The organism is Actinomadura sp. NBRC 104412 (genome assembly GCF_030269515.1).
Lineage (GTDB): Bacteria > Actinomycetota > Actinomycetes > Streptosporangiales > Streptosporangiaceae > Spirillospora.
In genome coordinates, this window is record NZ_BSTM01000004.1 from 16,138 (window position 1) to 42,369 (window position 26,232).

The following is a 26,232-nucleotide window of genomic DNA, read 5'->3' on the forward strand; positions in this document are numbered from 1 at the left end:
CCGTCTCGATGCGGAAGGGGTCGAACGGCCCGGAGGACAGCCTGTTGGCGCCCGCCGCGAGGCGGACGTCACGGCAGGCCCAGAAGGTGAGGGGGCGCCCCTCCAGCAGGTCGCCCATGGTGCCGGTGGCAGCGGTGGGCACCGTCTCCGAGCCGACGCGCACCTGGGGGCCGAAGCCGCAGTTCAGTTGGAACGGGAAGGCGCGGACGTCCGGGACCGGGCGCACGCCCGGCACCTCCAGCTCGCCGACCTGGATCGGGTTCAGCCTGCTACGGGGACGGAACCGCAGCCTGAGCCGGTCGGTGACCATCGGGGCGAAGGAGATCCGCCCGTCCGCGTCCGACACCACCTCGCGGGCCTGGCCGCGGACGCCCTCGACCAGCACCTCGACGGGACCGCCCGCGCCCGGCGGACGGGTCAGGGCGAGCCTGGAGAGCCTGACCGGCCGCCGCCACCGCACGGCCAGCGTGGGTTCGAGGTCGTCCGGCGAGGCGACCCAGACGGTGCCCTCGTCCCCGTCGAAGGCGGACCTGGCCTGGGCGGCGGGATGGGAGACGTTCGCGGAGGACGCGGCGACCCTGGTCGCCCCGCGGACCTGCGTGTAGCGCGCGATCAGCTTGGGGTCGGTCAGCACGGCCGTGCCCGACAGCTCGGTGCGGCCCGCCGTGGTGGCCGTGAAGATGCGGTCGAAACCGGTGTTCTCCTCGTCGCGTGTGCCGAGCGAGTCCGAGCAGACCCAGCGCTGTGCGCCCTTCATGCAGTCCGCCGCCGTGCCCGGGGCACGGCTCAGGATGTAGGAGGCGCCCGCGTTTCCGGCCTTCGGCGCGGGAAGCGTGTAGGTACGGGTCGGCTTGACGCCCCCGATCACCAGTTCCGCGATCGCCGCCCGGGTGAGCGCCCTGTCCGCGGGGGACACCGCTACGGCGGTGATGCGGATCCGTAGCCAGCGTGTCGTGCCGGCCGGGGACCGTAGCGGCTGCGGGTCGGTGACGGCCCGGACGGGCTGCTCGACGACCCCGCGCTCGGTCTCCACGGCGACACGGGTGACGGGTGGGCCGAGCCTGGGCTGGATGCCGAACTGCGCAGTGAGCCATGGGACGAAGCGCGGACGGTCGAAGTCGACCCTGAGCCACTGTCCCGTGGGGCCGAGCCATCCGCCGGTCTCCCACGCGGTGAACCCGTTGCCGTCCAGGGCCGCGAAGGGCACGGCATCGGGCTTGCGGGAGTTGGGGATCGCGTCGTCTCCCGCCGCCGACGAGGACGCGACCACGTTACGGATGCCGCCGCCATAGGTGACCGTGGTGGCGTAACGTTCCCAGCCCTCGGCCAGGATGTCGGTGGCGCGCGGACGCTCCTCCTCCGTGAGCGTCTGGGACCACTGCTGGAGTTCTCCGTACGAGCGGCGCACCAAACGCGGGGAGTCGGTCACCACGGGCGCGCCACCGAGTTCGGGGGCGTCGTCGTTGAGCAGGACGGGCCGTCGCGGCAGCACCCCGCCGTCGGCCATCGCCAGCAGCGACTCCGGCCCGCCGTACACCCGGACGGGGTCGTCCGCGTGCGCGAGCCCGGCGATCGGCCCCGCGCCCTCGACCTCGTACACCTCCAACGGCTGGTACTTCTGGTTCACCGCCGAGACCGCGTCGTCGATCCAGTCCCCGCCGAAGGGCTCGCCGAAGGCCGCGACCTTGCTGAGACCCGGGGAGGAGTCCAAGGCCTGGTGGATCCGCGCGGGCCACCCTCCGCGCAGCGTCTCCCTGCGGATGTCATTGCGGACGAGGACGTAGCGGACGCCCATGCGTGCCAGGAACTCGGCCAGGCCGGGCGAGCTCCTCCCGGCCCTGACCTGCTGCTCGATCGCGTCCAGGGCGCGCGTGTACCCGGGCGAGCCCTGCGGGACGAGCTGCCGCAGCCCCCAGCGCGCGGTCAGCATGGGCTGGACCAGGTCGTCCATGGGACGTCCCCACAGGTACTCGCCGAAGGGCGCCCCGGGGATCGCGAGCACCGCCTGCCGCCCGGCGCGGGCGTTCAGCCAGGTCGCGGCGTCCTTCCAGTAGCGGGGCACCTGGGTGAACTCGCCCGGCACCGCCAGGCCGTGCGCGACGGCGGTGACGCCGATCCCGCCGAGCGCCACCATCGCGGCCACGGGCGCGCTCAACAGCGCCCGGACGGTCCTGGGCCATCCCGAGGCCACGCCGCGCTTGCGCGCTGCCACGGTGAGCAGGTGCGCGAGCCCCAGCGCCAGCGGCAACCGCACCAGCGCGTCGAACTTGAACAGGTTGCGGAAGGGGGCGAGCGCCCCGTCCAGCAGGTCCCGCATCTGCGGGGCCAGCGGCCCCGGCACGTCGCTGATATGGCCGGCCGAGATGATGGCCACCCCGCACAGCAGCGAGAGCAGGAGGAACGTGCGTTCGGGCAGGGCCCGGTGCACCAGCCCCGCCAGGCCGATCCCCGCCACGACCGCGGTGCAGAGCATCGGGAGCGCTTCCAGCGACAGGGCGTGCCCGAGCGGCCACCACACCAGCCCGTCCACGACGAGGTAGTTGACCCAGCGCTCCGCGCTGCGCAGCACGTTGACGAGGCCCGTCGGCCCCGTGGTGGTCACCGCGCGCTCGGTGTAGGCGAGCCAGTTGTACCCGTACGTGCCGGTCAGCAGGAGGGGCACGATCCACCAGGAGGTCGCCACCGCCACCGCGGCCGACCACCACGCCAGCAGCCGCACCCGTCCCCGCGTCCTGCGCGGCCGTGTCAGCAGGTAGAGGAAGGGGACGACCAGCACCGCGACGGTCGCGCTGGCGTTGATCCCGCTACAGCAGGCGACCGCGATGCCGGAACGGGCCGCCGCCCGTACCCGGCCGTCGCCGCTTTCGACGGCCGTGACCAGAGTAACGAGCATCCACGGCAGCATCGCGACCGGCAGATACTCCGAGGACAGTTGCCCCATCGTCACCAGCGCATTCGGCGCCAGCGCGTACGCCGCCGCGCCCACCAGCCGGGTCTGGGGGCCGCCGACGCCCAGCCGCATCGCCAGCAGCCGGACGCCGAGGAACGCCGCGCACATCAGCAGCGCGAACCAGAACCGCTGGGTGATCCAGGCGGGCACGTCCAGCAGGTCGCCGAGCGCGTAGAACGGGCCCATCGGGAACAGGTAGCCGACCGCCTGGTTCTGCAACTGCCCGAACTGCTCGTGGTCCCAGGGATGCACGGCGCGGCCCAGGAACCCCAGCGGGTTCAGCGCCATGTCTATCTTGGTGTCGGCCAGGATCGCGCCGGGACGGGTGGAGAACGCCAGCGCGCCCAGCGCCAGGCAGCACACCACCGTCCGCAGCCGGTCGCGCAGCCGTGGATCGACGTCGGCCACGGCCACGGTCCCGGCATCGGGCTCAGCCTGTCCGACGGCCATTCTCGCGCGGGCTCCTTCCCCTGGTGGGCCGCTCAGCGGGGGACATCGCCGTCGCGCACGGCTTCCTCCACCCTCCGCGGCCCGGCGTCACCGTATCCCGGAACGGCCGCCGTGCCGTCCGGCGCCGGCCCGGCCGCCGCCACCGCCGCCGTGATCAGCCGGGACCATTCCGCCGCCGTGCGCGTCCAGTCGAACAGGCCCGCCCAGTCCCGGCACGCGGACGCGATCACCTGCCGCCGTTCCGGGTCCGCCAGCTCCTTGAGGGCGCGCGCGGTCACCTCCGCCAGCTCGCCGGGGCAGTCCGGGTCGTCGGCGGCGAGCCAGCCGGTCGTGCCGTCGCGGACGGCGTCGCGCAGCCCGTCCACGTTGTAGGCGACGGTCGGGACCCCCAGGGCCGCGGCCTCGATGACGCTCAGCCCCCACCCCTCGTACTGGGACGGGCTGAGGTGCAGGTCGGCGCGGGCGACCAGCGCGGCCTTGTCCTCCTCGGACACGAAGCCGTGGAAGACGACGACGCCCCCGAGCCCGCGGCGGGCGACCTCCGCGTCCAGCGCGGGGCGCTCGGGACCGTCGCCGATCACGTTCAGCCGTAACCCGGGATGCAGGTCCAGAAGATGCTCGGCCATGCCGAGCAGCCGTTCCACCCGCTTGTGCGCCACCAGCCGGGTGACGCACACCAGTTCCGGGTCGCCGGGCGGGGACTGGACCCGCCCCGACGGACGGGCGACCGTCGTGCCGTTGGGGACGATGTGGGCCACCCCCGTCCGGCCCAGCCGTTCCCGGACGGCCCTGAGGGTGGACGGGGAGACGCACACCAGCGTGTGCCGCCGGTAGACCAGGCGGCTCACCGGCCCCTCCACGACCCGGCCGATCCATGCCACCCAGCGCGGGAAGTACAGCCCGAACTGCTCGTCATGCACATGGTGGATCAGGCAGAAGACGGCGACACGCCTCGGAAGGGCCCAGGGTGTGAAGAAGGGGATGCCGTTCTGGCAGTCGATGACCGCGTCGAACGACCGGCGGCGCAGGACGCGGCAGGCGACCATCCAGAGGAACACCAGCGGGTACACGGTGAAACGGCCGCCGAGCCTGACGAAGTCGACGCCGTCCACGCGGTCGCGGCGACGCTGCCCGCGCCCGCGGGACGTCACGTACGTGACCTGGGCGCCCCTCGCCGCGAGCCGCCTCGCCACCTCCCACGCGTACCGCTCCGCACCTCCCGCGGCCGGATGCCAGAGATCGCGCCAGTTCACGACCGCCAGCCGGATCCCGTTCATGCCGCGTGGGGTGCCCACGGGGAACGCGACCTCGGGTTCCGGGTCAGCGGTTGCCGTAGTTGTAGAGGGGCTCGGTGACCTGGTCCTGCTGCGCGCTGCTCGCCAGTTGGACCACGCTGAACGACGCCGCGGTGGCGAGCAGGACACCGACCAGAGCTGCGATGGCGATCCGCATCAGGGGTCCCTTCGACGGGGGATACTGCCCAGTAATGCCGACACATTAGTGGCTCGCAGTACAATTGACCAGAAGATTGCGCCACTCATGACAATCCAGGCAGCAGTCACGGCAGCCACAGGCGGTCCGCTGTCCGGGACCACATCCGATGCCGTGATCCGGTACAGCAGCAGATCGTCCCCCCGCAGGACCGTGCCGGCACCCGGCAGCCGCCGCGGACCGGGGTCCGCCGCCGGGTCCCGGACGTCCACCACCACGTACCGCACGCCCGCCTCGCGCAGGGTCGCGGTCAGCGGCGCGCCCGACCTGATCGCCCCGTCCAGCCGCCGTGCCTTGGGGTCCTCGGACGGGACGGTGGCGTCGCCCACGCGGAGCGCGTCGTTCACGATCACCCGGCGGTGCAGGTAGCGGGGCAGCGGGTCCAGAACGCGGCGGCCATGGTTCCAGGGGTAGCTGCGGTAGTAGGCCCAGGGGAGGACGAGGACATCCCCTGCGACCGGGTCGGCGTCGATGATCTGCCGTGCCCGCGCCCAGTCGCCCGGGTAGTCCACGGACCGCAACTGGCCACCGGCGCCCCATGCCAGGGACGGCAACAGGGCGAAGGGTGCGAGCAGGGCCCCGTAGGCGACCGCCGAGTGCCCGGTTTCGAGCACCTTGTCCGCCGCCAGGGCCAGGCCCACCGCGACCACGACCGCCAGGGGCGCGACGAACTGTTGGCCGTCGCGGAGCACCGCAAACCCCGACCAGAGGTCGATCGCCCCTTCGAGCAGGGAGGGCACGACCGCGCCCAGGGAGGCTGCGGCGAACCCCGCCGCCGCCGCGATCGCCGCCCCACGCCACCATGGCGCCATGCGTTCGCTACGCCGGCCGTAGGCCCCGTACGCCAACAACGCGCTCAGCACCACCGCTCCCCAGAGTGCGGCGGTCACCGGTGCCCCGTACCCGATGGGGACCGTCTCGCCGTTCCACACACCACCCAGGAGAAGCAGACTGCCCAGCGTTCCGAACGGGGTGTCCGCGCGGGCGGCGAACGCCTCGACCGCCACCCCCTCTCCGGGCACTCCCCCAGGACGCAACAGTCCGGGCACCAGCCACGGCAGGCTCAGCACGGCGAGGACGGCGGGCACCTTGGCGACCCCAGCACGCCGTCCCCGGGTCACCGCCACGGCCAGCGCGGCGATGCCGGAGACGGTGAGCGGCCCGTAACCGCCGATCGCCGCCGGGATCAGGGCGCGAACCAGGCGGCGGCCACCGCCGTGTTCATCCGCGCGCGACGCGGCGGCCACCACCCAGGGCAGCGCCGCGTACCCCAAGAGCAGAGCCCACTGCCCCAGGAGCAGACGCTCGGCGACGAACGGGTTCCACGCGTAGCAGACACCCGCGACCAGCCTCGGCACCAGCCGCCGGGACGGCACCAGCGACGCCGCCGCCGTACACGCCATCACGAACACCGCGAGCAGCAGCAGCCGTTGCGCGACCCACGCGGGCACCACCGTGCCCAGGGCGGCCGCGACGGCGTCGCTGGGCACCTGGCGCGGCACCGACCCGGTCAGCCCGAACGTCATCGGCGTGAACGCCGGATCGGGGACGAACACCATGTCGTAGGACAGCAGGAAACCGGGCGCGAGCCCCGGTCCCAGCGCCGCCAGCCCGAGCCCGAACCCGGTGAGGGCGGCGGCGAGGTGCCGCGTCCGGCCGTCCATCAGGCATCGAGGCCCTCGGTCGGGTCAGGAGGCGACGATGCGCAGCCTGGCGAAGAACTGGTTGATGTCGGGCCACATCGTGCGGTGGGTGTTGGGCACGGAGGCGAACACCACCGCGGGCACCGGACGGCCGTTGTCGACCACCAGCGTCGCCACCACCTCACCGGTGGCGCGGACACCCGCCCGCTTGTAGGTCAGGTACGACGCGACCAGCCAGCCCTTGCGCCCGTCCACGGTCAGCGCCTGCGAGGCGAGCGGCGCCGACTTGTGGGGGAAGCCGTAGTACTGCGCCTCGATGTTCTTGGCCGCCAGGACCGCCACGGACTGCACGCTCTCCGGCCCGGTGTAGGAGCTCTGTAGGCCCGGGTTCAGCCTGCCGACGAGCAGTTGCCCGTACCAGAGCCCGCCGCCGGACCGCTCCGTCACCAGCACCTGCTGCCCGGACCAGCCGGACGTGCCGAGCTTGTTCGCCTTGGTCGGGAGCTGCCACGGCGCCGCCAGCCGCGGGTAGGCCAGCCCCGACATCGGGTCGGTCACCATGCCGACGAGCCTGCTGGGCCGCCCGGGGAACCGCCGCAGCGGCTTGTCCGGCGGCATCTCGACCTGCGGCTCCTGCGGCTCGCCCGCGCTCGCGGTCTGCCCCGAGGCGCCCTGCTTCTCGCCGCCGCCGTCGTCGCCGCGCTGCTGGAGCAGGTACACCGCGCCCGCCGCCAGAAGCGCCAGCACCAGCACGCCGACCCCGGCCAGCAGGGCGACCCGGCCACGGCCGCCGCCCTCGTCGAAGGAGTCGCCCGAGGAGCGGCCGAGCTTGGCGTCCGCCGCCTGCTCGTCGGCCATCCACTCCGGCATCTGCCAGTTGCCGCTGCTCGGCTTGCCCGGCTTCGGCGGCGCCGACGGGCCCGTGGGCGTCACACCGGCGTACTGCGGGTCGCCATCGCCGTCGAACAGCGAGTCGTCGAACTGCCGCTGCGCCGGCCGCCCCGCCTCGGGCTGCCCGAACTCCGGCCGCCCGGCAGCGGCGGGCTGCCAGGGCTCGGGCCCGGGACCGGACCCCTCCGGCGCGGGGGTCTCGCCCATGGGCGCGACCTTCACGTCCTCTCCGGCCGCGGAGGCATCGGATCGTCCTCCGGGCTCGGGCTTCTCCACCTCGGGCACGGTCACCCGGACGCTCTCCTCATGATCGGCGGGGTTGTCGCTCATGTCGGTCCCGCGCCCCGCACGCTCCCCCTCATCGGACATGCGGGCCACGTTACGGCAAGATCACTCATCCGGACGGCGCCGGTCATCACGGTCCGGGAACAGCTTGCCGACGGTCGCCGCCCGGCTCAACGGGCCACCTGCGGGTCCCCCTCGACCGCTGTGAGCTGCGCAGACTCGTCCCCGAGGCGTTCGCGGACGAGCAGCGTCCCGCCCGCCACCGCGCCCGGCATGGCCAGCACGGCGCCCAGCGGTATGAGGAACACCACGACCGTCGCGACGCCCAGTCCCAGGACGAGAGGACGGTTCCTCTTCATCAACGCGAACCTCTCCCGGCGCAGCACCCCGCGCCGCTCCAAGGCGACGGAGGTGAGCTCGCCCGCCAGGAGATACCCCGACACGAACGCCGCGGCCACCGGGACCACGGTCTGCCCGATCAGCGGGATGAAACCGCAGACGAAGAACGTGACGGCGAAGCACAGCGCCACCAGGCCCAGCAGCACCGCGTCCTCGACGGCCCGCCGGATCGACGTCAGCAGCGGCACGTCCGGCTCCGGCGGCGCGCCGCCCCGCGACTCCTCCACCTTCACCGAGATGCTCTCGTAGAACGGGTCGCCGACCAGCAGCGTCAGCGCGGTGAACGTGAGCACCGCCAGGAAGAGCGACGCCCCGAACACCGCGACGCCCGCCACCACCCTGGTCGCCTTCCGCACGCCGTCCGACCAGTCGTCGGCGAACGGGGTCAGCCAGCCCGCGACATCGTCCAGGTTCCAGGCCAGCACGCCGAGCGCCGTCCCGTACAGCACCAGCACGATCAGCGCGGGGATCAGCCCGAACAGCCACTGCGCGGGCCGCGCCGCGACCCAGCCGAGACCGCGGACGAGGTATCCGGCACCGTCGAAGAAGTCCCTGAGCGCTTGCCTCACGAGGCCAAGCTATCGCTCCCCAAGCCGACAAGAACGGCCGAACGCGCCCAGACCGCCGCGCGCAGCCCCGGGTCCTTCCGTGCGCCCACCACCGGCAGCAGCCGCGCCCCCGCCATCGACGGATGGAACCGCCCCGACTCGAAGCGCTCCTCGACCGCCAGCCTCACCGGCGTCCGCGCCCCCTGCGACGGGGTTCGGACGAGCGGCGTGCGCGCCATCACCCGCATCATCCGTTCCACCCCTGGGGCGTCCCGTCCCAGGCTCGTCGCCACCAGGCCGGGGCAGACCGCGTTCACGGCCACACCCTTGACACGCTCCGCCAATTCCTCGGCGAACAGGATGTTGAGCAGCTTGGACCGCGCGTACACCCGCATGGAGCCCAGCGCGCCGTACGTGCCCGGCTCGGCGAACCGCTCCACGTCCAGGCGTCCCGCCCTGCGGTGCATCTCGGAGGTCACGACCACCACGCGCGAGGGCGTCGCCTGCGTCAGCCGCTCCAGCAGCAGGTTGGTCAGCAGGAACGGGCCCAGATGGTTGGTCGCGATCATGCGGTCGTAGCCGTCCGCGCTCACCTTCGCCCGCAGATGGTGGACGCCCGCGTTGTTGACCAGGACGTCGATCCACTCGTACCGCTCGCGCAGCCGGTCGGCGACCTTCCGCACGTCGGCGAGCACCGACAGGTCCGCCTCGAACAGCTCGGCCTCGGCCCCCGGCGCGCTCGCCACGATGTCCTCCACCGCGGCCCGCGCCCGCACCGGATTCCTGCAAATGAGGCCGAGCCGGTAGCCGCGCCGGGCCAGCTCTCGGGCGATCTCCTTCCCGATCCCCGAACTGGCCCCGGTCACGACGGCGATCTTCTGCATGCCCTCACCCTCCCGCGCGCACCTCACGTTACGGAAGACCGGGGACCGAAGGCACGGCTCACCCCGGCGCGCACCAGAGCCGCGGCGGTACGCACCGGGGTCCCCTTCGGGGCTCTTCGGGGCGCCGCGGGCTCAGAAGACCTCGACGCCGAAGGTCTCCAAGGGCTCGGTCACCGGCTGGAAGAAGGTGACGCCGCCGATGTCGCAGTTGCCCGAACCGCCGGACGTCAGCCCCAGCGCGGTCGTCCCGCTGAACAGCGGCCCGCCGCTGTCACCGGGCTCCGCGCACACCGTCGTCTGGATCATGCCGGTCACGGTGCCCTCGGGGAAGTTCACGGTCGCGTTCACCGCGGTGACCTCTCCGGTGGAGACGCCCGTGGTGCTGCCGCTGCGCGCGACCCGCTGGCCGACCACGGCCTCGCCCGCCTCGGTGATATCGCGGGTCTGCCCGTTGTAGAGGTTGACCTCGCCCTCGTCCTCGGCGCCCGGCTCGGTCCGGACGAGCGCGAAGTCGTCCCCGGGGAAGCTGCTTTCCACGGTCGTGCCGAGGGCCTGCCGCCCCTGCTGGTCGGCCGTCCAGTTCAGCACGGCGTTGCCGCAGTGCCCCGCGGTGAGGAAGAAGTTCTCCCCGCCCCTGCGCACGTTGAACCCCAGCGAGCAGCGCGAGCTCCGCCCGAAGATCGCGTCCCCGCCGACGGCGAACGTGCGGAGCCGCCCCGGGATCCGCACCATCCGCACCGACGACCCCAGCCGCCGCGCCAGGCTTCGCGCCGAGGCCATCGGCGCGCCCTTGACGGTGTCGTCCGTCCAGACCACCACCTGCGAGGTCGCCGGGTCGATCGCCCAGCCCGTGCCCGGCACGTCGCCGAACGACTCGCGCAGGGTCCCCGTGATCCTGGTGAGGGTCGCGGGGTTCCGCCTCATCATCTTCGGCACCGCGCCCGCCGCCCGTACCGTCGCGGCGTCGGTGGCGTTGGTGACCGTGACGACCGTGCGCCCGCGCGAGTCGAGGTACGCTCCGGCCGTCCGGTTCCCGAGCCGGGCGACGAGATTCCCCACATCGTCCGGCGCGCCCCTCGACTTCTGCTGGACGCCTCCCGCCAGCTTGGCCTCCCGGTCGCCCTCCGCACGCTCCGGCTGCCCCACGACCAGCGCCCCCGCCACCAGTCCCGCGGATCCGGCGACCGCGGCGGTCGCCCATATCGCCCGGGTCCGCTTCGAACCGTCCCGACGCCTCATGCGCCCTCCCAAGCTCGGTGGAACCACCTACGCCTGGGACATACGGCGCCTCACCCGACCCGAGTTCAGCCCCGCGGCGGGACACCCGGCCACGCGGGGACAGGACAATGGCCCGGATCTCATAACTCGATACCGAACACGGAGGTCCTGATGAGCGATCCCACACCCCGCGAGGTCTTCCTCCGGCTCGTCCACGGCGTCGCCGAGGAACGTTACGGGGAACTGCCGGACCTCTACGCCGAGACCACCGACGTCCGGCACCCGATGGCGACGCCACCGGCCAGGCCGCTGACGAGCCGGGACGAGCTCCGGGAGCACTTCTCCGGAATGGAGCGCGCGTCGCTCCCCCGGAGGCGCGTCGTCGACGTCGTCGTCCACGAGACCACCGACCCCGAGGTGATCGTCGCCGAGTTCGGCTACGAGTTCCCGAACGGCGACGGCCCGGCGACCACGGTTCCCTGCGTGTTCGTCATGCGCGTCCGGAACGGCGAGATCGTCGAGTCGCGCGACTACATCGATCCTCTCCGCACCCGCCTGGCCCGCGACGACATCGGCGGCCTCGCCGCCGCCCTGCGCGCGACGCGAGGGTCCGGCGCCTGATCGCGCGGGGCCTGTATCGCAGGGGTCTGGATCGCGCAGAGGAAAAGGGCCGGCGCGCCGGGCGCCGGCCCTTCTCATCGGGTCAGGAGCGTCCGGCCTCGATCTCGGGCTCGTCCCCCTCGTTCTCCTGCCAGGGACGCTGGATGCAGTTGAGGTTGTTGTTGGTGTCGTCGACCCGCGAGTCGATGATCACCGGGGCCCAGACCCCGATGCAGTATTGCTTCGACACGTTCGTGAACTTGTCGTTGTCGTACTTCTTGGTGTTCTTCACGCTCTGGTTCGGAGGCTTCGGGGCCCCCTCGGCGGCCATCGCGGGCGCGGCGCCGAGCAGAACGCCTCCGACCGCCATGGTGAGCGCGCTCGCGGCGGCGAATCGCTGGAAATGCATTGGTTCCCCCTCGTGTGGTCTTGACGTCGATACCGGCAACCGCCGTTGACGCATGCCGGTTGATCGACATTGTCGACGGCGCGTCCATACCCGGATCTCGACGCCGATTCATCTGATGAACGTTTCTTGGCCAGGGAATCGACCGCGACCGAAGAACCCGCGGTTGCGCATTCGGGCCTCGTACGATTCCTGACCATCTGTTGGCCGTCATGGTCCCGTTTACGCGTACAGGCCGCGACGCCCCACGAAATGGGCTTATGGATTGACTTGTCAGTTTCGCCGGAATTGTCTGATCAGTAGTGCCGGCTCGACTCCTCTGTCGGCGTGCCGAGGGCCTGGGGTGGCGCCGCCACCCGTTCGACCTCGTCGGGGTAGGCGGTCCGCCTTCCGCGGATCCGGATGACCAGCGGTTTGCAGAACCAGAGCCAGCCCGCGAGGAGGGCCAGGCCGATGGCGGTGACCATCGCGAGCCGCCCGGTGAACATGAAGTCGACCACCACCATGATCCCGGTGGTCATCGACACGGCCAGCGCGAGCGATCCGACGATGCCGTACAGGTTCGACTGCCGGACCAGCGCCTCCTTTCTGCCCTGGCGGAACAGGATCCGATGCTGGGCCACGGGTGCGATGAAGAGGACGGACGCCACCGCGGCCCCGACCAGGGCGAGGTAGAACAGCCAGCGATCCTTGGCGGGAAGCCGGTCGTATCCGTGGGCGAAGGGAACGGTCAGGAGAAAGGCGAAGAGCACCTGGACTCCGGTCGCCGCGACCCGCAACCCCTGCAAGAGCTCGATGAAGTTGCGCACCGAGCGCTCGGCGGGGCTTTCATCTATGGGACTTCTGTGCAGCTTCGTCATATCAGGTATAACCGCAGCGAATTCACCGTGCTCGGGCCAGGTCCGATCATCGCCAGGAACTCGGAGATGTTTCCCCCCCTTGGTCCCGCCGCTTTTTCTTGCCTCCATCCTGATCCCCTGAGGATCATTTCATGAAACAATGATCCCCGGACTTTGCCTGTTGTTCACATTCGCGCGAACCGAACGGTCTCATCGGGGGAATTCGGAGATAGTGGCCGTCTCCGTCCATTTGGAAAAGGCCGGTGAATCGCGGCGGCTTGGACGGTTCAGCCGTCGTCCTCCTCCTCGACCCCCCGTGAGACGATCTCGCCCGTGGCCGCGTCGACCAGCAGCGTGTGCGCCCTGCCGTCGTTGTCGGTGATGTCGACGCCCCAGAACGACCCCGCCGACCGGTACTCGAAGTCCACCGAGGTCAGGGTCCCAGGCAGGACCTCGGAGGCGATCCGCGCCGCCTGGACGGCGGTGATCCGCGCCGAGCGCAGCGCCGCCGCCTGATCCGACGGTCCCGGCGTCAGGTCGCCGTCCCCCGCGCAGTCGCCGTCCTCGCCCGCCTCCGGGGGATCGAGGCGGTTGGCCAGTACGCGACGCTCGTCGGAGTCGACGTGCAGTTCCCGCATGGCGCCGTCCGCGGCCACGATGTCGACCTCCCACATCAGCACGCGCCCGTTGTAGTCCAGCTCCAGGCCCTCGATGTGGCCGCCGGGGACCGCCTCCAGCGCGGTCTCGGCGGCGTGTGCGACGCTGAGCCTGGCGGTGACCGGCCCCTCGTCATCGTCCGCCCCGGCGACCGAGGTGGCGACGGAGGTGCCGGCGACCCCGGCCAGCGCGCCCGCCGCGACCGCCGTCGCCAGCAGCGGCCCTCGTCCCGACAACGCCTTCCCCATGGCGAGTTTCATGCGGTCCTTCTCCCGTTGATCTGCATTCCACGGGGATTACACTAGGTATTCGAAACACTACTCAACGCAAGGACGGCGCAAAGGACCGGGGCAGGGCATGCGACTGCTGATCGTTGAGGACGAGAGACGCCTGGGAAGGTCGCTGGCGTGGGGCCTGGCCGCCGAGGGCTTCGCCGTGGACCTGGCCGGCGACGGGACCACCGGGCTGAACCGGGCGTTCGAGAACGACTACGACCTGATCGTCCTGGACATCATGCTGCCCGGCATGAACGGCTACCGGGTCTGCTCGGCCCTGCGCGCGGCGGGCAACGACACCCCGATCCTGATGCTCACCGCCAAGGACGGCGAGTACGACGAGGCCGAGGGGCTCGACACCGGCGCCGACGACTACATCACCAAGCCGTTCTCCTACGTGGTGCTGCTGGCCCGGATCCGCGCCATGCTGCGCCGCCGCACCCGCGGCGGCGCCCCCGTCATCGTCCTCGGCGATCTGGCCGTCGACCCCGCCGCCCGGCTGGTGCGGCGCGCGGACGTCGAGGTGGATCTGACCGCCAAGGAGTTCGCCGTCCTGGAACACCTGGCGGCCAACGCCGGCCGGGTGGTGTCGAAGACACAGATCATCGAGCATGTGTGGAACGGGGCGTACGAGGGCGACCCCAACATCGTCGAGGTCTACGTCAGCGCGCTGCGCCGCAAGCTGGACGCCCCGTTCGGGCGCAGGTCGATCACGACGGTGCGCGGCGCCGGTTACCGGCTGGCCGCCGACGGCGGCGCCCCGCGCCCGCGGGACGGGGACGTCTAGATGGTCCGCCTGTTCGGCTCGGTCCAGGCGCGTGCCACCGTGGGCGCGACCGCCGTCGTCAGCGCGGCTTTGGTCATCACGGGACTGGCCGTGGTGTCCCTGCTCCGGGTGCACCTCGCCGAGCACGCCGACCTCCAGGCGGAGATCACCGCCCGTGAGACCGCCGCCAAGCTCGCCACCGGCACCCCGTACGACCGTCTCGACCTGGACGACGCCGACGAACAGCCCGTCCAGGTCGTCGACCTGGCGGGACGCGTCCGCGCGAAAAGCGTGCAGTTGCAGGCCGTCGGCGGCACAGGCCGGCGCATGGTCAGGCCCGGCGCGGCGACGGCCACCACACCGCCCGGCGAGGACGACGACGACATCGACGACGAGGAGCCGCGGCGCGGCCAGGTCTCGGAGGAGGTCCGCCACATCACGGGCCGCGCCACCGTGGACGGCCGCACCTCCGACTACCGGTTCGCCGAGGTGGAGGTCACCACGCCCGCCGGGGAGACCGTCACCGTGTACGCGGGCGCGAGCCTCGCCATGACACGGGAGGCCGTCGCCACGGTGACCAGGACGATGCTCGCCGGTCTCCCCCTGCTGCTGGCCCTGGTGGCGGCCGTGACCTGGCTGGTCACCAGGCGGGCGCTGCGTCCCGTGGCGGCGATCCGCCACGAGCTGGAGGAGATCACCTCCTCCGGCGACCTGGCCCGGCGCGTCCCCGTGCCGAGGTCGCGCGACGAGGTGGCCGAGCTGGCCGGCACGACGAACCAGACCCTCGCCGCCCTGCAACGGTCGGTGGACCGGCAGCGCGCCTTCGTCGCCGACGCGGCCCACGAGCTGCGCAGCCCGATCGCCTCGCTGCGCACGCAACTGGAGGTGGCCACCGCCCACCCGGGGCTGCTGGAGCCGCCGGAACTGATCGACGATGTCGTACGGCTCCAGCACCTGACCGCCGACCTGCTGCTGCTCGCCCGCATCGACGCCGGCGACCACCCCGTCTCACCGGAGCCGGTGGACATCGCCGAACTCGTCCGGGAGGAGCTGGAGCACCGTCCCACCTCCGGTGACCTGGTCATCAAGGCCGAGGTGGCGGAGGCCCCCAAGGTCCACGGCAGCCGCAGCAGGCTCGCCCGCGTCCTGTCCAACCTGCTCGACAACGCCGAACGGCACGCGGCCGGCAGCGTCCGCGTATCACTGGACGGCCCGGACGGCGCGGTGGTGCTGCGGGTCGCCGACGACGGGACGGGTGTGCCGCCCGCCGACCGCGAGCGGATCTTCGAACGGTTCGTCCGCCTGGACGAGGCCCGCAGCCGCGACGACGGCGGCGCCGGACTCGGCCTGGCCATCGCCCGCGACCTGGTCCGGGCACTCGGCGGGGACCTCACCGTCGGCGAGGCCCCCGAAGGCGGAGCCCTCTTCGAGGTCCTGATCCCCGCCGACGCTCACATGTGGTAGTGGTAGCGGCGGTGCCACTTCCTCCGCACGGCCGACCGCGCCGTCAGTGGACCACCGGCCCGGTCGGCAGCGCCTTCACCAGCAGCCCGAGACACCCCGGGCAGATCGGATCGGCCCACGGCGGCTGCGCGGGCACCCCGCTCAGCCACCACACGGTCGCGTCGCCGTGGTACCGGGCCTGGTACAGGTCCTCCCACACGCGCAGACAGCGCAGGCATTGGAAGCGCCATTTCTCGGTGACCGTCTGAGCCTCGCGTACGCGCATGAGAAGACCTCGCGAACCAGATGAACAGGTGACGGATCTTCGAGCCCAGGAGGCCCGCAGGGCCCCCCTCGACGAGGCTGGACTTCATCGGCTTCCCCTCCCGACCTCGATGACGGCGGTCCTACGAACGGCTTCACCGTGACCGACGTACCTGAGGCCGACCTGAAGCACCCTGAAGCCCCCTTCAGGCCACACCAAACCCAACCAAACCCCCGGCGGGCGGCCTACCCGGCGCCGTCCTGGTCCCCGGGGGGCAGAGCCCGGTGTTCCTCACGCAACTGCTCGGCGAACTCGGCAACCCGCTTCTCCCTGGGGTAACGCTCCTCCAGGCGGCTGCGCAGCTCGTTGGCGCGCGGCAGCAGATCGCCGGACCGCCGCGCGGGCTCCAGCGCGGCACGGCCGTGCTCGACGGCGCTCTCCAGGTCGCCGCGCCGGGCCGTGACCAGCCCGAGGTCCAGGTTCACCATCGCGTACCGCATCGGCCACCGCACCGCGTCGTCCCGCCGGCACCGTGCGATGACCTCGCGGGCGTGTTCCTCGGCGGCGTCGTCCTGGCCGAGCATCGTGTAGATCGTCGAGCAGTAGAACTCGTACTTGTCGTGGTCGAACACGAAATGGTGTTCGGGGTGCGCTGGGCGCGGTAGCTGGTCGAGGATCTTCCGGCCGACCTTCAGCGCCTCGCGTGCGCGGGAGTCTTTCATGCGCGCGTATCCGCGCCCGGCCTGGAGGGTGAGCTGTACGGCGGCGTGCGTGGCGCCCGCGTGCCGGATCCCGGCCTCGCTGTAGGTCACCACGTCCTCGTAACGCTGCTCGACGAGGGCGAACCACGCGGCGATCTCCCAGGACCAGCCGGTGATCTCGCCGTGCCCGGCCTGTTCGCCGAGGCGGTGCGCGGTACGCCGCAGGCCCTCGGCGCTGGTCGTCTCGCCCGCGTCGTACAGGGTGCAGGCGAGCAGAACGGCGAGCCATCCGGCGCGGACCAGCAGTTCGCGGTGTTCGGCGAGCGTGACCCGGCCGTCCAGCATCCGTAGCACGGATTTCAGGTGGGTCTTGCCGCGCTCGCTCAGCTCGTCCGGGGCAACGGTCGGGTAGTCGCGGCACAGCCGGTCCACGACGACGTCAAGGAGGTCCAGGGCACCGGGGGCGAGGTCGCTGGAGTCCGCGCGTGCCGCGAGGTTGAGCAGCTCGACCTCGGCGGCGCCGAGGCGTGCGGGACGTGCCGAGGTGGCGTCAAAGTGCGCGACCAGCAAGCCGCCGGCGTCGAGCGCGGCATCCATCCGCCCGACGAGCTTCCGTGATGGGCGCTTGTGCCCGTTGAGGATCTTCGAGAGGTGCCCCTGGTCGCACGGCACCATGGCGGCCAGCTTGCGGACTCCGATCCGACGCTCGGCCATGAGCGCGCGGAGCTTGTCACCAAAGGTCATCGCCTCACCCGTTCGCCCGGGTTGACCTGTTGCCCGCGCTGTCCATGCCCCGTGGACAACGGACAACCCCTTCCACCGTAACCGCCGATGCGCTGGTCTTGGGGGCGTACGCGTCACGCCAGACACACAGGCGGCCCCGGACGGTGGGCGAACACCGCTCCCCGGGGCCTCGGCCGGAGGTGAGTCCGACCTATGCGAGATCCTACGACCCCCACCCCTCTTCCTGCGGCAACAGTCGTCGACGCCGAAACGATCGCCGAGGTCAAACGGTCGTTCCGGCAGCAGTACGACGTGCTGGCCTGGTACGGCCCGTTCACCGGCCACTGGTGGGCGATGGTCGGCCCGGCTCACCTTGTGGAGGCCGCGCAGCCCCGCGAGCTGGAGCGCGCGATCCGCCGCGCGTGGGGGTGGGAATGATCGACACCGGCCGCTTCGTGCTGCTCGGCGAGGACGCGGGGGCGGTGTCACTGGTCCCGCTGCACCGGCGGTGGCGCAGCACCTGCCCGCCCGAGCTGGTGTCCGGGCCGGTGGACGGCGCGGCGGTCCATCCCTGCCCATGACCCCGTAGCCGCTGGGCGTGAGCGGACGTCCCGGTCACGGTAAGGGGGCCGGCCCCATCTCCATCTGGCCGCGGCCCGCCCCCGTCCACGACTCCGCGGCCCCGCGGGTTGAAGGCGCGCACCCCGGGGCCGCGGGACGTGTACATGGGACGGTCGGTGGCGTCGGCCGAGGTGTTGGACGGGGGTCCCGGCTGAAGTGGGCGCGCATGCAGAAGCCGCTGACCAGATGTGCTCTGGTCAGCGGCTTCAGGGTTGGTGGAGGTGGCGGGAATCGAACCCGCGTCCTTCGGTGATGAGTCAGGGCTTCTCCGGGTGCAGCCTGCTGGTCGCTTTCTCAGCCCCGGCGCTCACGCAGGCAAGTCGCCGGCGGGCTCAGTCGCTGTGAGGTGTCCCTGCACGCCCCGCGACCGGGCGGGCAGGTGAGTCTCCTGATGATGCCAGGTCCCGGGGCGGAGACTCACCCGGGCTGACAGAGTTCGCGCTCGCCTCAGGCGGCGAGGGCGAACTCGGACTGCTTCTTGTTGGCAGTTATTGGTGTGCCGTCACGGGATTATCGAGGTCGCGACAGCAACCCTCGACCCGCTTCCCCTGGCTCCAACGACCGAAGTCGAAGCCGGTCACCCCCATGTTCAGTTGTCAACGCGGACGTTCTGGGACGCCCGCAGCAGACGTTACAAGGATAACGCTCCGGGTGCCAAGCGCATTCCCGGACAGGGTGACGCCCCGGTGAGCGGCTGTGTCAGCGCTCACCGGGGCCGACCGGCAGGGTCGGGCCGGTCCGGACGGCAGGGCCTCCCCCGAGACGAGGCCCTGGTCTCATCACGGCGACTGAGTCCGCAACCCCCCAAGCGGATCCTCAGTCACCTGTAAAGACGCTCGTAGGGCCGCGGGTGGTTGCTCCGGGGGCGTAAAGGGATCACAAAGGGGTCAGCGGGTGGTCCCGGTGAGGAAGAAGGAGGCGACCGCGGCGGCGTTGACCTTGCCCTCCACGGCGATGGCGAAGGCCAGGTCACCACGGGAGCCGACGAACCAGGAGACGGGCCTGCCGTCCTGATCGGCGATGGCGGCGACGCCGGAGACCCGGGCGCCCCCGGCGACGTTCGCGGACCTGGCGGTGCCCGCGGCGACCGAGCGGCGCATCAGCAGCTTCATGTCCGAGGTCGTGACGGGGTTGAGCGGCTGCGCCGCCACCTGCTGGGGGTCGCGGGGGTCGTTCAGCAGGTACGGGGGGCGCCAGGTGCCGTTCTCGGTGGCGCCCGCGACCAGGGCCATGGCCAGCGGGCTGACCCGCACCTTGCCCTGGCCGAGCATCAGGGCGGCCTTCTCGGCGTCGTTGGCGGGCCTGGGGACCGAGCCGGAGAACGCCGGGACGGACAGGCCCCAGTTCTTGCCGAGCCCCAGCCGTCCCGCCTCGGCCACCAGCGCGTCGGGGGTCAGGCGGTTGCTCAGGGACACCAGCGTCGTGGCGCAGGAGTACGCGAAGTTCCACTGGAGGGTGGCCCGCCCCCGCGACCCGCCGCCGGGGTTGGTGAAGGTCCGGCCCCCCACGGAGGCGGACGGGGGGCAGTCGGTCCGCGCGCTCTGGGCCATGCCGCTGTTCAGCAGCGCCTGGGCCGAGATGATGCTGAACGCCATGCCGGGCGCGTACCGGGCCTCCATGGCCCGGTTCTCGCCCTTGGTGAGGTGGTTGGCGACCGCCAGGATCTCCCCGGTGCTGGGACGTACCGCGACCATGGACGCGGGGACCCTCAGGGCGGAGAGGGCCATCTCGGCCCGCGGCTGGATCCTGCGGTCCAGGGTGGTGCGCACGGGCTGCGGGTCCTGGCCCGGCCAGGACCGCAGTTCCTGCCGCTCCGTGCCGTCGGGGTCCTGGGCGACCACCCGGACGGTGGGGATGCCCGCCAGCCGCCGCTGCTGGAGCAGTTGCAGGCCGGTGACGCCGATCGTGTCGCCGATCTGGTACGGGGCGCCGACCTGCTGGAGGCGGTCGGCGGTGGCGGGGCCGAGCCTGCCGACCAGTTCGGGCGCGAGCAGCGGCGCGATCGGCTCCCGGTCCTGCCGGAACTGGAGGCCCTGGATCTGGCGAAGCCTCAGGATCAGGGCGTTGTTGGCGGGCCGCTGGAGGGTGAGCAGCGGCAGGAACGCGTTGGGCGGCGCCGACCTGATCCGGCCGAGCAGCCGCTCGGAGTCCAACTGGCCCTCGTCCAGCCTGGTGGCCCGGACCATCTGCTTCACCGTCTGGTCCGGCTCGCGCAGCTGGCCCGGGTAGACGCCGACGATCACGGCCGGCACCTCGCGCAGCACCGACCGGGCCGCGGAGTCCTGGATGGGGGCGCGGGGCGGCACCTCGGTCACCACGGCGAGCCGCTGCCCCGGTTTGAGGCTGGGATGGATGATCGACGGGTCCCACACGACCTTCCAGACGCCATCGATGCGTTTGAGGCGCATGTGGCCCCTGTAGGTCCAGGGCTGCCCGTTCTCACCGAGGTCCACCTTGACCGCGAAGTCGGCCTCGGCGGTGTCGCCCTTGCGCACGATGGCCTGGCTTTCGGCGCGTTCGGCGCCCTCCTGGACGGGGGTGCCCAGGGCCAGCTTCAGCGAGGCGGCGTCGAGCTGGCCGCTCACGTCCTTCAGCGCCCTGGCGACGGCGGCCCGGTCGGCGCCGGTGGTCTTGGAGGCCGCGGCCTGGACGTTGCCGACCTGCCAGGCGATCAGGAAGTCGCGGATCGTCGGCAGCGCGGACGGCTCGGCGAAGCAGGCGGTCGCCCCGGCGATCACGAGGCCGGCACAGGACGCCATCGCGATCACCCGGCGGGCTCTGACGCGGACGCGCTCGCTCATCGGCCCCTCACCGTGCCTTGGAACGCGGCCGGATACGCCCGTCGCGGGTCATCTCGGGTTCTCACCGTCCCTTGAAGCGGGCGGCCGTGGCGCGCCGCATCTCGCGGTCGGCCTCGCGCTTGGCGATGGCCTGGCGCTTGTCGTAGGTCTTCTTACCACGGGCGAGGCCGATCTCGACCTTGGCCTTACCGTCCTTGAAGTACAGGGAGAGCGGCACCAGCGTCCACCCCGGCTCGGACGTCTTGGCGGTGATCCGCTGGATCTCCCGCTTGTGCAGCAGCAGCTTGCGGCGCCTGCGCGGGGCGTGGTTGGTCCAGGTGCCCTGGGTGTACTCGGGGATGTGGACGTTCTCCAGCCACACCTCGCCGTCCATGATGTGGGCGTAGCCGTCGGTCAGGGAGGCCCGCCCGGCGCGCAGCGCCTTGACCTCCGTGCCCATCAGCACCATGCCCGCTTCCCACGTGTCATCGATGTGGTAGTCGTAGCGGGCGCGTTTGTTCTGCGCGATGAGCTTGCGCCCTGTGTCCCGTGCCACTCGTCATCCGCCTCGATCAGCTTCGATCCGCCCCGTCAGCCCCGTCGTGTGTCCGCAGCGTGGCCAGCAGGCCGCGCAGCACCGACCGGCCGCGCCGCTCCACCACGCCGGGCGGGCGATCGGCGGGCACCGTCACGTCGGGGTCGATCCCCGCCCCTTCGAGGTTACGGCCGGACGGGGTCCGGTAGCGACCGACGGTGACCTCCACGGCGGAGCCGTCCGGCAGTTCGACCGGCTCCTGCACCGTCCCCTTACCGAAGGTACGCGATCCGACGATCACCGCGCGGTCGCGGTCGCGCAGGGATCCGGCGACGACCTCGGCGGCGCTGGCGGTGCCGCCGTCCACGAGCACCACCAGCGGGGTGAGCGGGTCACCCGGGCGGGTCACGGTCAGGGTACGGGGGGCCGCCCCGTCCCGCTCGTAGGTGACGACGGGGCCGGTGGACAGGAACACCGAGGCGGTCTCCACCGCCTCCTCCAGCAGCCCCCCGGGGTTGCCGCGCAGGTCGAGCAGGATGCCGCCGACCCCGTGGCCGCGGCCGGTCACGGCGTCGCGCACCTGGCGCCCCACGCCGCGGCTGAACGCGTCCACCCGGATGGTGCGGGTGCGGCCGTCCACGGAGGTCACGCTGACGTCGCCGGTCCGGACGGCTTCGCGGACGAGCTGGAAGCGCCGTTCCGCGCCGTCACGCGCGACGGTGAGCTCGACCCGGGTGCCGGGACGCCCGCGCAGCGCCATCGCGACCTGGGACGGATCCCAGCCCGCCACCGGGCGGCCTCCCACGGCCACGATCGCGTCGCCGCCGCGTACCCCGGCGCGCTCGGCCGCCGAGCTGGGCCGCACGCCCGCCACCAGCACCGCGTGCGCCTTGGCGTGCGGCCACCCGGTTCCTTCGCGGGCCGTGCCTTCTTGGACGTCCTCGCCGGCGAGCCACAGGCCGACGCCGCTGTAACGGCCGTCGAGGCGTCCCCGGAACTCCTCGTACTCGCTGGGGGAGTAGTAGCGCGCCCACCTGTCGCCCAGGCGGCGCAACATGGACTCGATCGCCGCGGGGCTCGGAGCGTTCCGGCCCGGTGAGGCCGCGAGGAACGCCTCCAGGCGCGCCGCGGTCCCGTCCTTCGGAACGGGACGTGCCGCGTTGGCGGACCGCCGTTCACCGGCCGAGATCGTACCCACCGCGTACGCGCAGACCAGGGCGATCGCGATCGCCCCCGCACGCGGTCCCCGACCGCTCAACCGGAACATGCGGTCAGTTTAGGGCGAGCCGCCCCGCTAGATCCGCAGATACCGCCGCAAGGTGAGGAACGAGGCGACCGCGCACAGCAGCACGCCGAAGCAGATCGAGACGATGATGACCCACACCACCGTGCCCCAGCCCAGCTTGCTGGCGAACTCGACGTTGCCGGCCAGCCGGTCGATCAGCAGCAGCTTGCTGAACACCAGCAGGACCGAGGAGAACATCCCGCCGATCAGCCCTGCGATCGCGCCCTCCAGGATGAACGGCATCTGGATATAGGTGTTGGACGCGCCCACCAGCCGCATGATCCCGGTCTCCCGGCGCCGGTTGAACGCCGACAGCCGGACGGTGTTGCCCACCAGCAGCACCGACGCGATCACCTGGACCAGCGCGATGAACAGCGCGGCCCATTGCAGGCCGTTGAGGATGTTGAAGAACTTCTTCAGGATCTCCTGCTCGTTGATCACCTGGTCCACGCCGGGACGCCCCAGCACGGCCTGCGAGACGGCCTTGTACTGCTCGGGGTTTTTCAGGCGGATCCGGTAGGAGTCGGGGATGTCCCCCTCCTTCGCGCTCTCCACGAAGCCGGGGGTGCTGGCGAAGCGATCCTTGAAGCGCGCGTACGCCTGCTGCTTGCTCTCGTACTCCACGTTGGCGACCTGCGGCAGCCGCTCCAGCTCCGCCTTGAGCTGGTCCTTCTGCTGCTGGGTCGCGTCCGTCTTCTGGCAGCTGGGGTTGGAGCTGGTCTTGGCGCACAGGAAGATCGAGACCTCGACCTTGTCGTACCAGTAGGTCTTGGAGGAGTTGACCTGCTGCCGGATGAGAAGGCCGGTGCCGAAGAGCGCCATGGCGATGGCGACCGTGATGACGAGGGAGACCGTCATCGTCAGGTTCCGGCGGAGACCGATCCAGATCTCCTGGACTACGAACTGTACGCGCATGCCTCGCTGTCCTTGTTCGCCTTAGCCCCGCGGGGAGGGTGGGTCCGGTGCAGGCTATGTCATACGTCGCGATGTCATACGCCCGTTCACGGACCTTCGGTTCAGATGCGTGATCTCAGTAGGCCTGGCCGTAGACGCCGCGGGACTGGTCGCGCACCACGCGGCCGTCCTCCAGCTCGACGACGCGCTTGCGGAACGCGTCGACGATGGCTGCGTCGTGGGTGGCCATGACCACGGTGGTGCCGGTCCGGTTGATACGGTCCAGCACCTTCATGATGCCGATCGAGGTCGCCGGGTCGATGTTCCCGGTGGGCTCGTCGGCCAGCAGGATCATGGGGCGGTTGACGAACGCGCGGGCGATCGCCACCCGCTGCTGCTCGCCGCCGGAGAGCTCGTCGGGCATCCGGTGCGCCTTGCCCTCCAGGCCGACCAGGTCGATGACCTCGGGAACGACCTTGGAGATGAAGCGCCGCGGCTTGCCGATCACCTCGAGGGCGAACGCGACGTTCTCGAACACGTTCTTGTTGGGGAGCAGGCGGAAGTCCTGGAACACGCAGCCGATCCTGCGGCGCAGGTGCGGCACCTTCCAGTTGCTGAGCCGGCTCAGGTCCTTGCCCGCCACGTGGACGTGCCCCTGGGAAGGACGCTCCTCCTTGAGGATCAGCCGGAGGAAGGTCGACTTCCCCGAACCGGACGGCCCCACCAGGAACAGGAACTCGCCCTTCTCGATGGCGACGTTCACGTGCATCAGGGCGGGCCGGTTCTGGGTCGGGTAGACCTTGGTGACGTTGTCGAAATGGATCATGGCTGCATCACGGTGGTTCAGCACCATTCTTGCGAAGGACCCGCGCGGTCTTGAACGGGAGGATCGCGGCTCTATCTGTTGTCGTCCCCAAACTGCGGACTGTAGTGTATTCGTGGCTTCCGGTGAGGCGACTGCTCTGGCGTCTCTGGTGACACTGACCTTCCGCTCGGCGACACTTGCCTGGTGACACGCGTCCGGTGACATCCGGGCGGCACCGCCTGGGGCGGCATCATACAGCTCACCGGACGGTGTGCCCCGGCCCATGGGACGGCCCGTACTGTGACGCCGAGCAGTGTAGAGGCCCTGTGCAGTGTAAAGGCGGGGGACGACCGCCTCGACCCGGCCCGGGCCTCGGCCTGCTCCAGGACTTTACAGCCAGGACATGCGGAATGCCGTCGATTCACGCTTAAAGTTCTCAGTGACAGGAACTTCCGGATGGAGAGAGACGGCCATATGAGCTGCGAACATCTGATCTGCGCCCGGTGCTCGGGTCCGGTGGTGGAGGGCCGCTGCCCCACCTGCCGGAACGCCCGGGACGAGATGCACCGGCACGGCCCGTCCGTTCCGCCCGCCGTCGTTCTCGCCGTCCTCGTCGCCCTCTTCTTCGCCGCCCTGGTGGTCCAGCGCGTCTATTGAGCCGCCGCCCAGCCGCCGCCCCGCCGCCCGTCGCCGCTTTCCCGCCCGTCGCTCCGCCCGTTTCAGCGGTTCAGTTGGGCGTCTTCTTCTCCTCAGGCGTGTCGGCACTGTGGACGCCGCCCGCCTCGGCGATCACCTCGGCCTTGGGCCGCGCCGGCGTGCGGCCCCGGTCGCCGTTCCCGCCGCCCCGGCCCTCCTTGGGACGGGCCGGATCGAACGCCGCGAACTGGAGCGTCTCGAAGACATGGACCTCGTCGCCCTCGACCGTCCCGTCCAGCAGATGCTCGGCCTCGGGCGGGATCGGGGGCTTGGCGGTCTCGTCCTCCTCGTCCTCGACCCCGGTGACGGTGTTGCGGAACAGGGAGTACAGCACCAGTCCCCCGCCGTTCTCGGTGCGCAACTGGAAGATCGGGTACGGGGTCGCGGTGATCACGGTGGTGCGCGTCAGCCCCTTGGCCCTGGCCCGCCGCCTCTCCTTGCGGGCCGTGGCGTAGTAGCCGGTGGTGAGGGGACCGGACTTCATGACCCGCGCGGCCACGCTGTCGGGGCCCTCGGAGGCCACGGTCGCCTGGATCCCGGGGACCTCGCGGGGGCGGATCAGCACGCTGGTGTCGGCCGTGTTCATCGGCTCGGCGTACCCGTAGGCGTCCACGACGACCTTGGGCTCCTTGGCCTTGGGCGTCAGCACGGTCCGCAGGCTCAGCGTCCAGCGCTCCCCGGGCGCCCGCAGGATGAACGCCATGAGGACGGTGCGCCTGCTCTTGGAGTCGCCCCTCTCCTGGCGCGGCACCGAGGCCACGAACCACTGCGGGTACACGTCGGGCTCCAGCTTCGGCACGTACAGCTTGGGGGTCCCGTAGTCGTACCGCTTCACGGGGTCGCCGTCGAACGCGGCCCTGCGGTACTCGGCGGCGGTCAGGGCGGACTCGCCGTCCGAGACCCAGGTCAGCGCCAGCCGCTCGTCGCCCGCCGCCCGGGCCACGTCGTCGTTGGCCAGGAACGCCCGGTACTCGCGCCGCGCCACCTCCAGCGTCAGCGGCACCGGCTCCGGCTTGGTGGTGGTCACCAGGGTGGTGGGACGCACCTCGGGCTCGCTGCCCCCGCAGGCGGAGGCGGCGACCGGGACGACCGCCAACGCGGCGACCAGCACCCAGGCCCGCCGAACCGTACCAGTGACCCTCATGGCCCCGTCTGAACCAACCTCTCCCCCGGCCCTGCACG

Annotated in this window: 24 protein-coding genes, 1 other RNA gene and 1 pseudogene; 6 read left to right on the top strand and 20 right to left on the bottom strand. The window is 71.6% G+C overall.

What is annotated here, in order from left to right; translation table 11 throughout:
• Positions 1 to 289: 289 nt before the first annotated feature.
• The 8 genes and pseudogenes from QSK21_RS06335 to QSK21_RS06370 form a co-directional block, all read right to left on the bottom strand.
• A pseudogene (locus QSK21_RS06335) lies at positions 290 to 3,400 on the bottom strand (alpha-(1->3)-arabinofuranosyltransferase domain-containing protein); the annotation flags it as partial.
• 32 nt (positions 3,401 to 3,432) lie between these two features.
• Positions 3,433 to 4,677: a glycosyltransferase family 4 protein gene (locus QSK21_RS06340; protein WP_285694318.1), complete on the bottom strand. Its 1,245-nt coding sequence runs from the start codon at positions 4,675 to 4,677 to the stop codon at positions 3,433 to 3,435.
• Between the two features lie 43 nt (positions 4,678 to 4,720).
• Positions 4,721 to 4,852 (bottom strand): hypothetical protein, encoded by a 132-nt coding sequence (locus QSK21_RS06345; protein ID WP_285694319.1) that lies wholly within the window; start codon positions 4,850 to 4,852, stop codon positions 4,721 to 4,723.
• Positions 4,852 to 6,555 carry an MmpA family trehalose lipid delivery protein gene (locus QSK21_RS06350; RefSeq protein WP_285694320.1) on the bottom strand — a complete coding sequence of 568 codons (1,704 nt, stop codon included), beginning with the start codon at positions 6,553 to 6,555 and terminating at the stop codon, positions 4,852 to 4,854. Before QSK21_RS06350 ends, QSK21_RS06345 begins: the two co-directional genes overlap by 1 nt.
• Positions 6,556 to 6,579: 24 nt before the next feature.
• Positions 6,580 to 7,794: a hypothetical protein gene (locus tag QSK21_RS06355; RefSeq protein WP_285694322.1), complete on the bottom strand. Its 1,215-nt coding sequence runs from the start codon at positions 7,792 to 7,794 to the stop codon at positions 6,580 to 6,582.
• An 86-nt stretch (positions 7,795 to 7,880) separates the two neighbouring features.
• Positions 7,881 to 8,678: an EI24 domain-containing protein gene (locus QSK21_RS06360; RefSeq protein WP_285694324.1), complete on the bottom strand. Its 798-nt coding sequence runs from the start codon at positions 8,676 to 8,678 to the stop codon at positions 7,881 to 7,883.
• Positions 8,675 to 9,541: an SDR family NAD(P)-dependent oxidoreductase gene (locus QSK21_RS06365; protein ID WP_285694325.1), complete on the bottom strand. Its 867-nt coding sequence runs from the start codon at positions 9,539 to 9,541 to the stop codon at positions 8,675 to 8,677. The genes QSK21_RS06360 and QSK21_RS06365 overlap by 4 nt, the downstream gene beginning before the upstream one ends.
• A 132-nt stretch (positions 9,542 to 9,673) precedes the next feature.
• Positions 9,674 to 10,780: a S1 family peptidase gene (locus QSK21_RS06370; RefSeq protein ID WP_285694326.1), complete on the bottom strand. Its 1,107-nt coding sequence runs from the start codon at positions 10,778 to 10,780 to the stop codon at positions 9,674 to 9,676.
• Positions 10,781 to 10,930: 150 nt separating this feature from the next.
• On the opposite strand from QSK21_RS06370, the gene QSK21_RS06375 reads away from it, so the two are divergent.
• Positions 10,931 to 11,380 carry a nuclear transport factor 2 family protein gene (locus QSK21_RS06375; protein WP_285694328.1) on the top strand — a complete coding sequence of 150 codons (450 nt, stop codon included), beginning with the start codon at positions 10,931 to 10,933 and terminating at the stop codon, positions 11,378 to 11,380.
• A gap of 82 nt (positions 11,381 to 11,462) precedes the next feature.
• Here QSK21_RS06375 and QSK21_RS06380 read toward each other — a convergent pair whose 3' ends face one another.
• The 3 genes from QSK21_RS06380 to QSK21_RS06390 all read right to left on the bottom strand — a co-directional run bounded on the left by QSK21_RS06380 (position 11,463) and on the right by QSK21_RS06390 (position 13,521).
• Positions 11,463 to 11,768 (bottom strand): hypothetical protein, encoded by a 306-nt coding sequence (locus QSK21_RS06380; RefSeq protein ID WP_285694329.1) that lies wholly within the window; start codon positions 11,766 to 11,768, stop codon positions 11,463 to 11,465.
• A gap of 293 nt (positions 11,769 to 12,061) precedes the next feature.
• Positions 12,062 to 12,625 carry a DUF6328 family protein gene (locus tag QSK21_RS06385; RefSeq protein WP_285694330.1) on the bottom strand — a complete coding sequence of 188 codons (564 nt, stop codon included), beginning with the start codon at positions 12,623 to 12,625 and terminating at the stop codon, positions 12,062 to 12,064.
• Positions 12,626 to 12,891: 266 nt separating this feature from the next.
• Positions 12,892 to 13,521 carry a PepSY domain-containing protein gene (locus QSK21_RS06390; protein WP_285694331.1) on the bottom strand — a complete coding sequence of 210 codons (630 nt, stop codon included), beginning with the start codon at positions 13,519 to 13,521 and terminating at the stop codon, positions 12,892 to 12,894.
• Between the two features lie 97 nt (positions 13,522 to 13,618).
• Between QSK21_RS06390 and QSK21_RS06395 the strand changes: the two genes are divergently transcribed.
• Together QSK21_RS06395 and QSK21_RS06400 are read left to right on the top strand one after the other, a co-directional pair.
• Positions 13,619 to 14,323, top strand: a complete 705-nt coding sequence (locus QSK21_RS06395) for a response regulator transcription factor (RefSeq protein WP_285694333.1) — start codon at positions 13,619 to 13,621, stop codon at positions 14,321 to 14,323.
• Positions 14,324 to 15,766 carry a sensor histidine kinase gene (locus QSK21_RS06400; protein ID WP_285694334.1) on the top strand — a complete coding sequence of 481 codons (1,443 nt, stop codon included), beginning with the start codon at positions 14,324 to 14,326 and terminating at the stop codon, positions 15,764 to 15,766.
• Positions 15,767 to 15,809: 43 nt separating this feature from the next.
• Here QSK21_RS06400 and QSK21_RS06405 read toward each other — a convergent pair whose 3' ends face one another.
• On the bottom strand, positions 15,810 to 16,031 hold the full coding sequence (locus QSK21_RS06405; RefSeq protein ID WP_285694336.1) for a hypothetical protein: 222 nt from the start codon (positions 16,029 to 16,031) through the stop codon (positions 15,810 to 15,812).
• Positions 16,032 to 16,255: 224 nt separating this feature from the next.
• The gene (locus QSK21_RS06410; protein WP_285694337.1) at positions 16,256 to 17,455 is read right to left on the bottom strand and encodes a helix-turn-helix domain-containing protein; all 1,200 of its coding nucleotides are present in this window, start codon (positions 17,453 to 17,455) and stop codon (positions 16,256 to 16,258) included.
• Between the two features lie 192 nt (positions 17,456 to 17,647).
• Between QSK21_RS06410 and QSK21_RS06415 the strand changes: the two genes are divergently transcribed.
• Positions 17,648 to 17,872: a hypothetical protein gene (locus tag QSK21_RS06415; RefSeq protein ID WP_285694339.1), complete on the top strand. Its 225-nt coding sequence runs from the start codon at positions 17,648 to 17,650 to the stop codon at positions 17,870 to 17,872.
• Entirely contained in the window at positions 17,869 to 18,015 is a 147-nt protein-coding gene (locus QSK21_RS06420; RefSeq protein WP_285694340.1) for a hypothetical protein, read from the top strand. Before QSK21_RS06415 ends, QSK21_RS06420 begins: the two co-directional genes overlap by 4 nt.
• Positions 18,016 to 18,268: 253 nt before the next feature.
• Here QSK21_RS06420 and ssrA read toward each other — a convergent pair.
• The 6 genes from ssrA to ftsE form a co-directional block, all read right to left on the bottom strand.
• Positions 18,269 to 18,640: a transfer-messenger RNA gene (ssrA, locus tag QSK21_RS06425) on the bottom strand.
• 302 nt (positions 18,641 to 18,942) lie between these two features.
• The gene (locus QSK21_RS06430; protein ID WP_285694342.1) at positions 18,943 to 20,856 is read right to left on the bottom strand and encodes a penicillin-binding transpeptidase domain-containing protein; all 1,914 of its coding nucleotides are present in this window, start codon (positions 20,854 to 20,856) and stop codon (positions 18,943 to 18,945) included.
• A 61-nt stretch (positions 20,857 to 20,917) separates the two neighbouring features.
• Entirely contained in the window at positions 20,918 to 21,391 is a 474-nt protein-coding gene (smpB, locus tag QSK21_RS06435) for an SsrA-binding protein SmpB (protein ID WP_285694343.1), read from the bottom strand.
• A 16-nt stretch (positions 21,392 to 21,407) separates the two neighbouring features.
• On the bottom strand, positions 21,408 to 22,637 hold the full coding sequence (locus QSK21_RS06440) for a S41 family peptidase (RefSeq protein WP_285694344.1): 1,230 nt from the start codon (positions 22,635 to 22,637) through the stop codon (positions 21,408 to 21,410).
• Positions 22,638 to 22,664: 27 nt separating this feature from the next.
• Positions 22,665 to 23,570 (bottom strand): permease-like cell division protein FtsX, encoded by a 906-nt coding sequence (ftsX, locus tag QSK21_RS06445; RefSeq protein WP_285694345.1) that lies wholly within the window; start codon positions 23,568 to 23,570, stop codon positions 22,665 to 22,667.
• 115 nt (positions 23,571 to 23,685) lie between these two features.
• Positions 23,686 to 24,375 (bottom strand): cell division ATP-binding protein FtsE, encoded by a 690-nt coding sequence (ftsE, locus tag QSK21_RS06450; protein WP_285694346.1) that lies wholly within the window; start codon positions 24,373 to 24,375, stop codon positions 23,686 to 23,688.
• Positions 24,376 to 24,828: 453 nt separating this feature from the next.
• On the opposite strand from ftsE, the gene QSK21_RS06455 reads away from it, so the two are divergent.
• Positions 24,829 to 25,011 (top strand): hypothetical protein, encoded by a 183-nt coding sequence (locus QSK21_RS06455; protein WP_285694347.1) that lies wholly within the window; start codon positions 24,829 to 24,831, stop codon positions 25,009 to 25,011.
• A gap of 70 nt (positions 25,012 to 25,081) precedes the next feature.
• Here QSK21_RS06455 and QSK21_RS06460 read toward each other — a convergent pair whose 3' ends face one another.
• The gene (locus QSK21_RS06460; protein ID WP_285694348.1) at positions 25,082 to 26,194 is read right to left on the bottom strand and encodes a DUF8094 domain-containing protein; all 1,113 of its coding nucleotides are present in this window, start codon (positions 26,192 to 26,194) and stop codon (positions 25,082 to 25,084) included.
• Positions 26,195 to 26,232 lie beyond the last annotated feature (38 nt).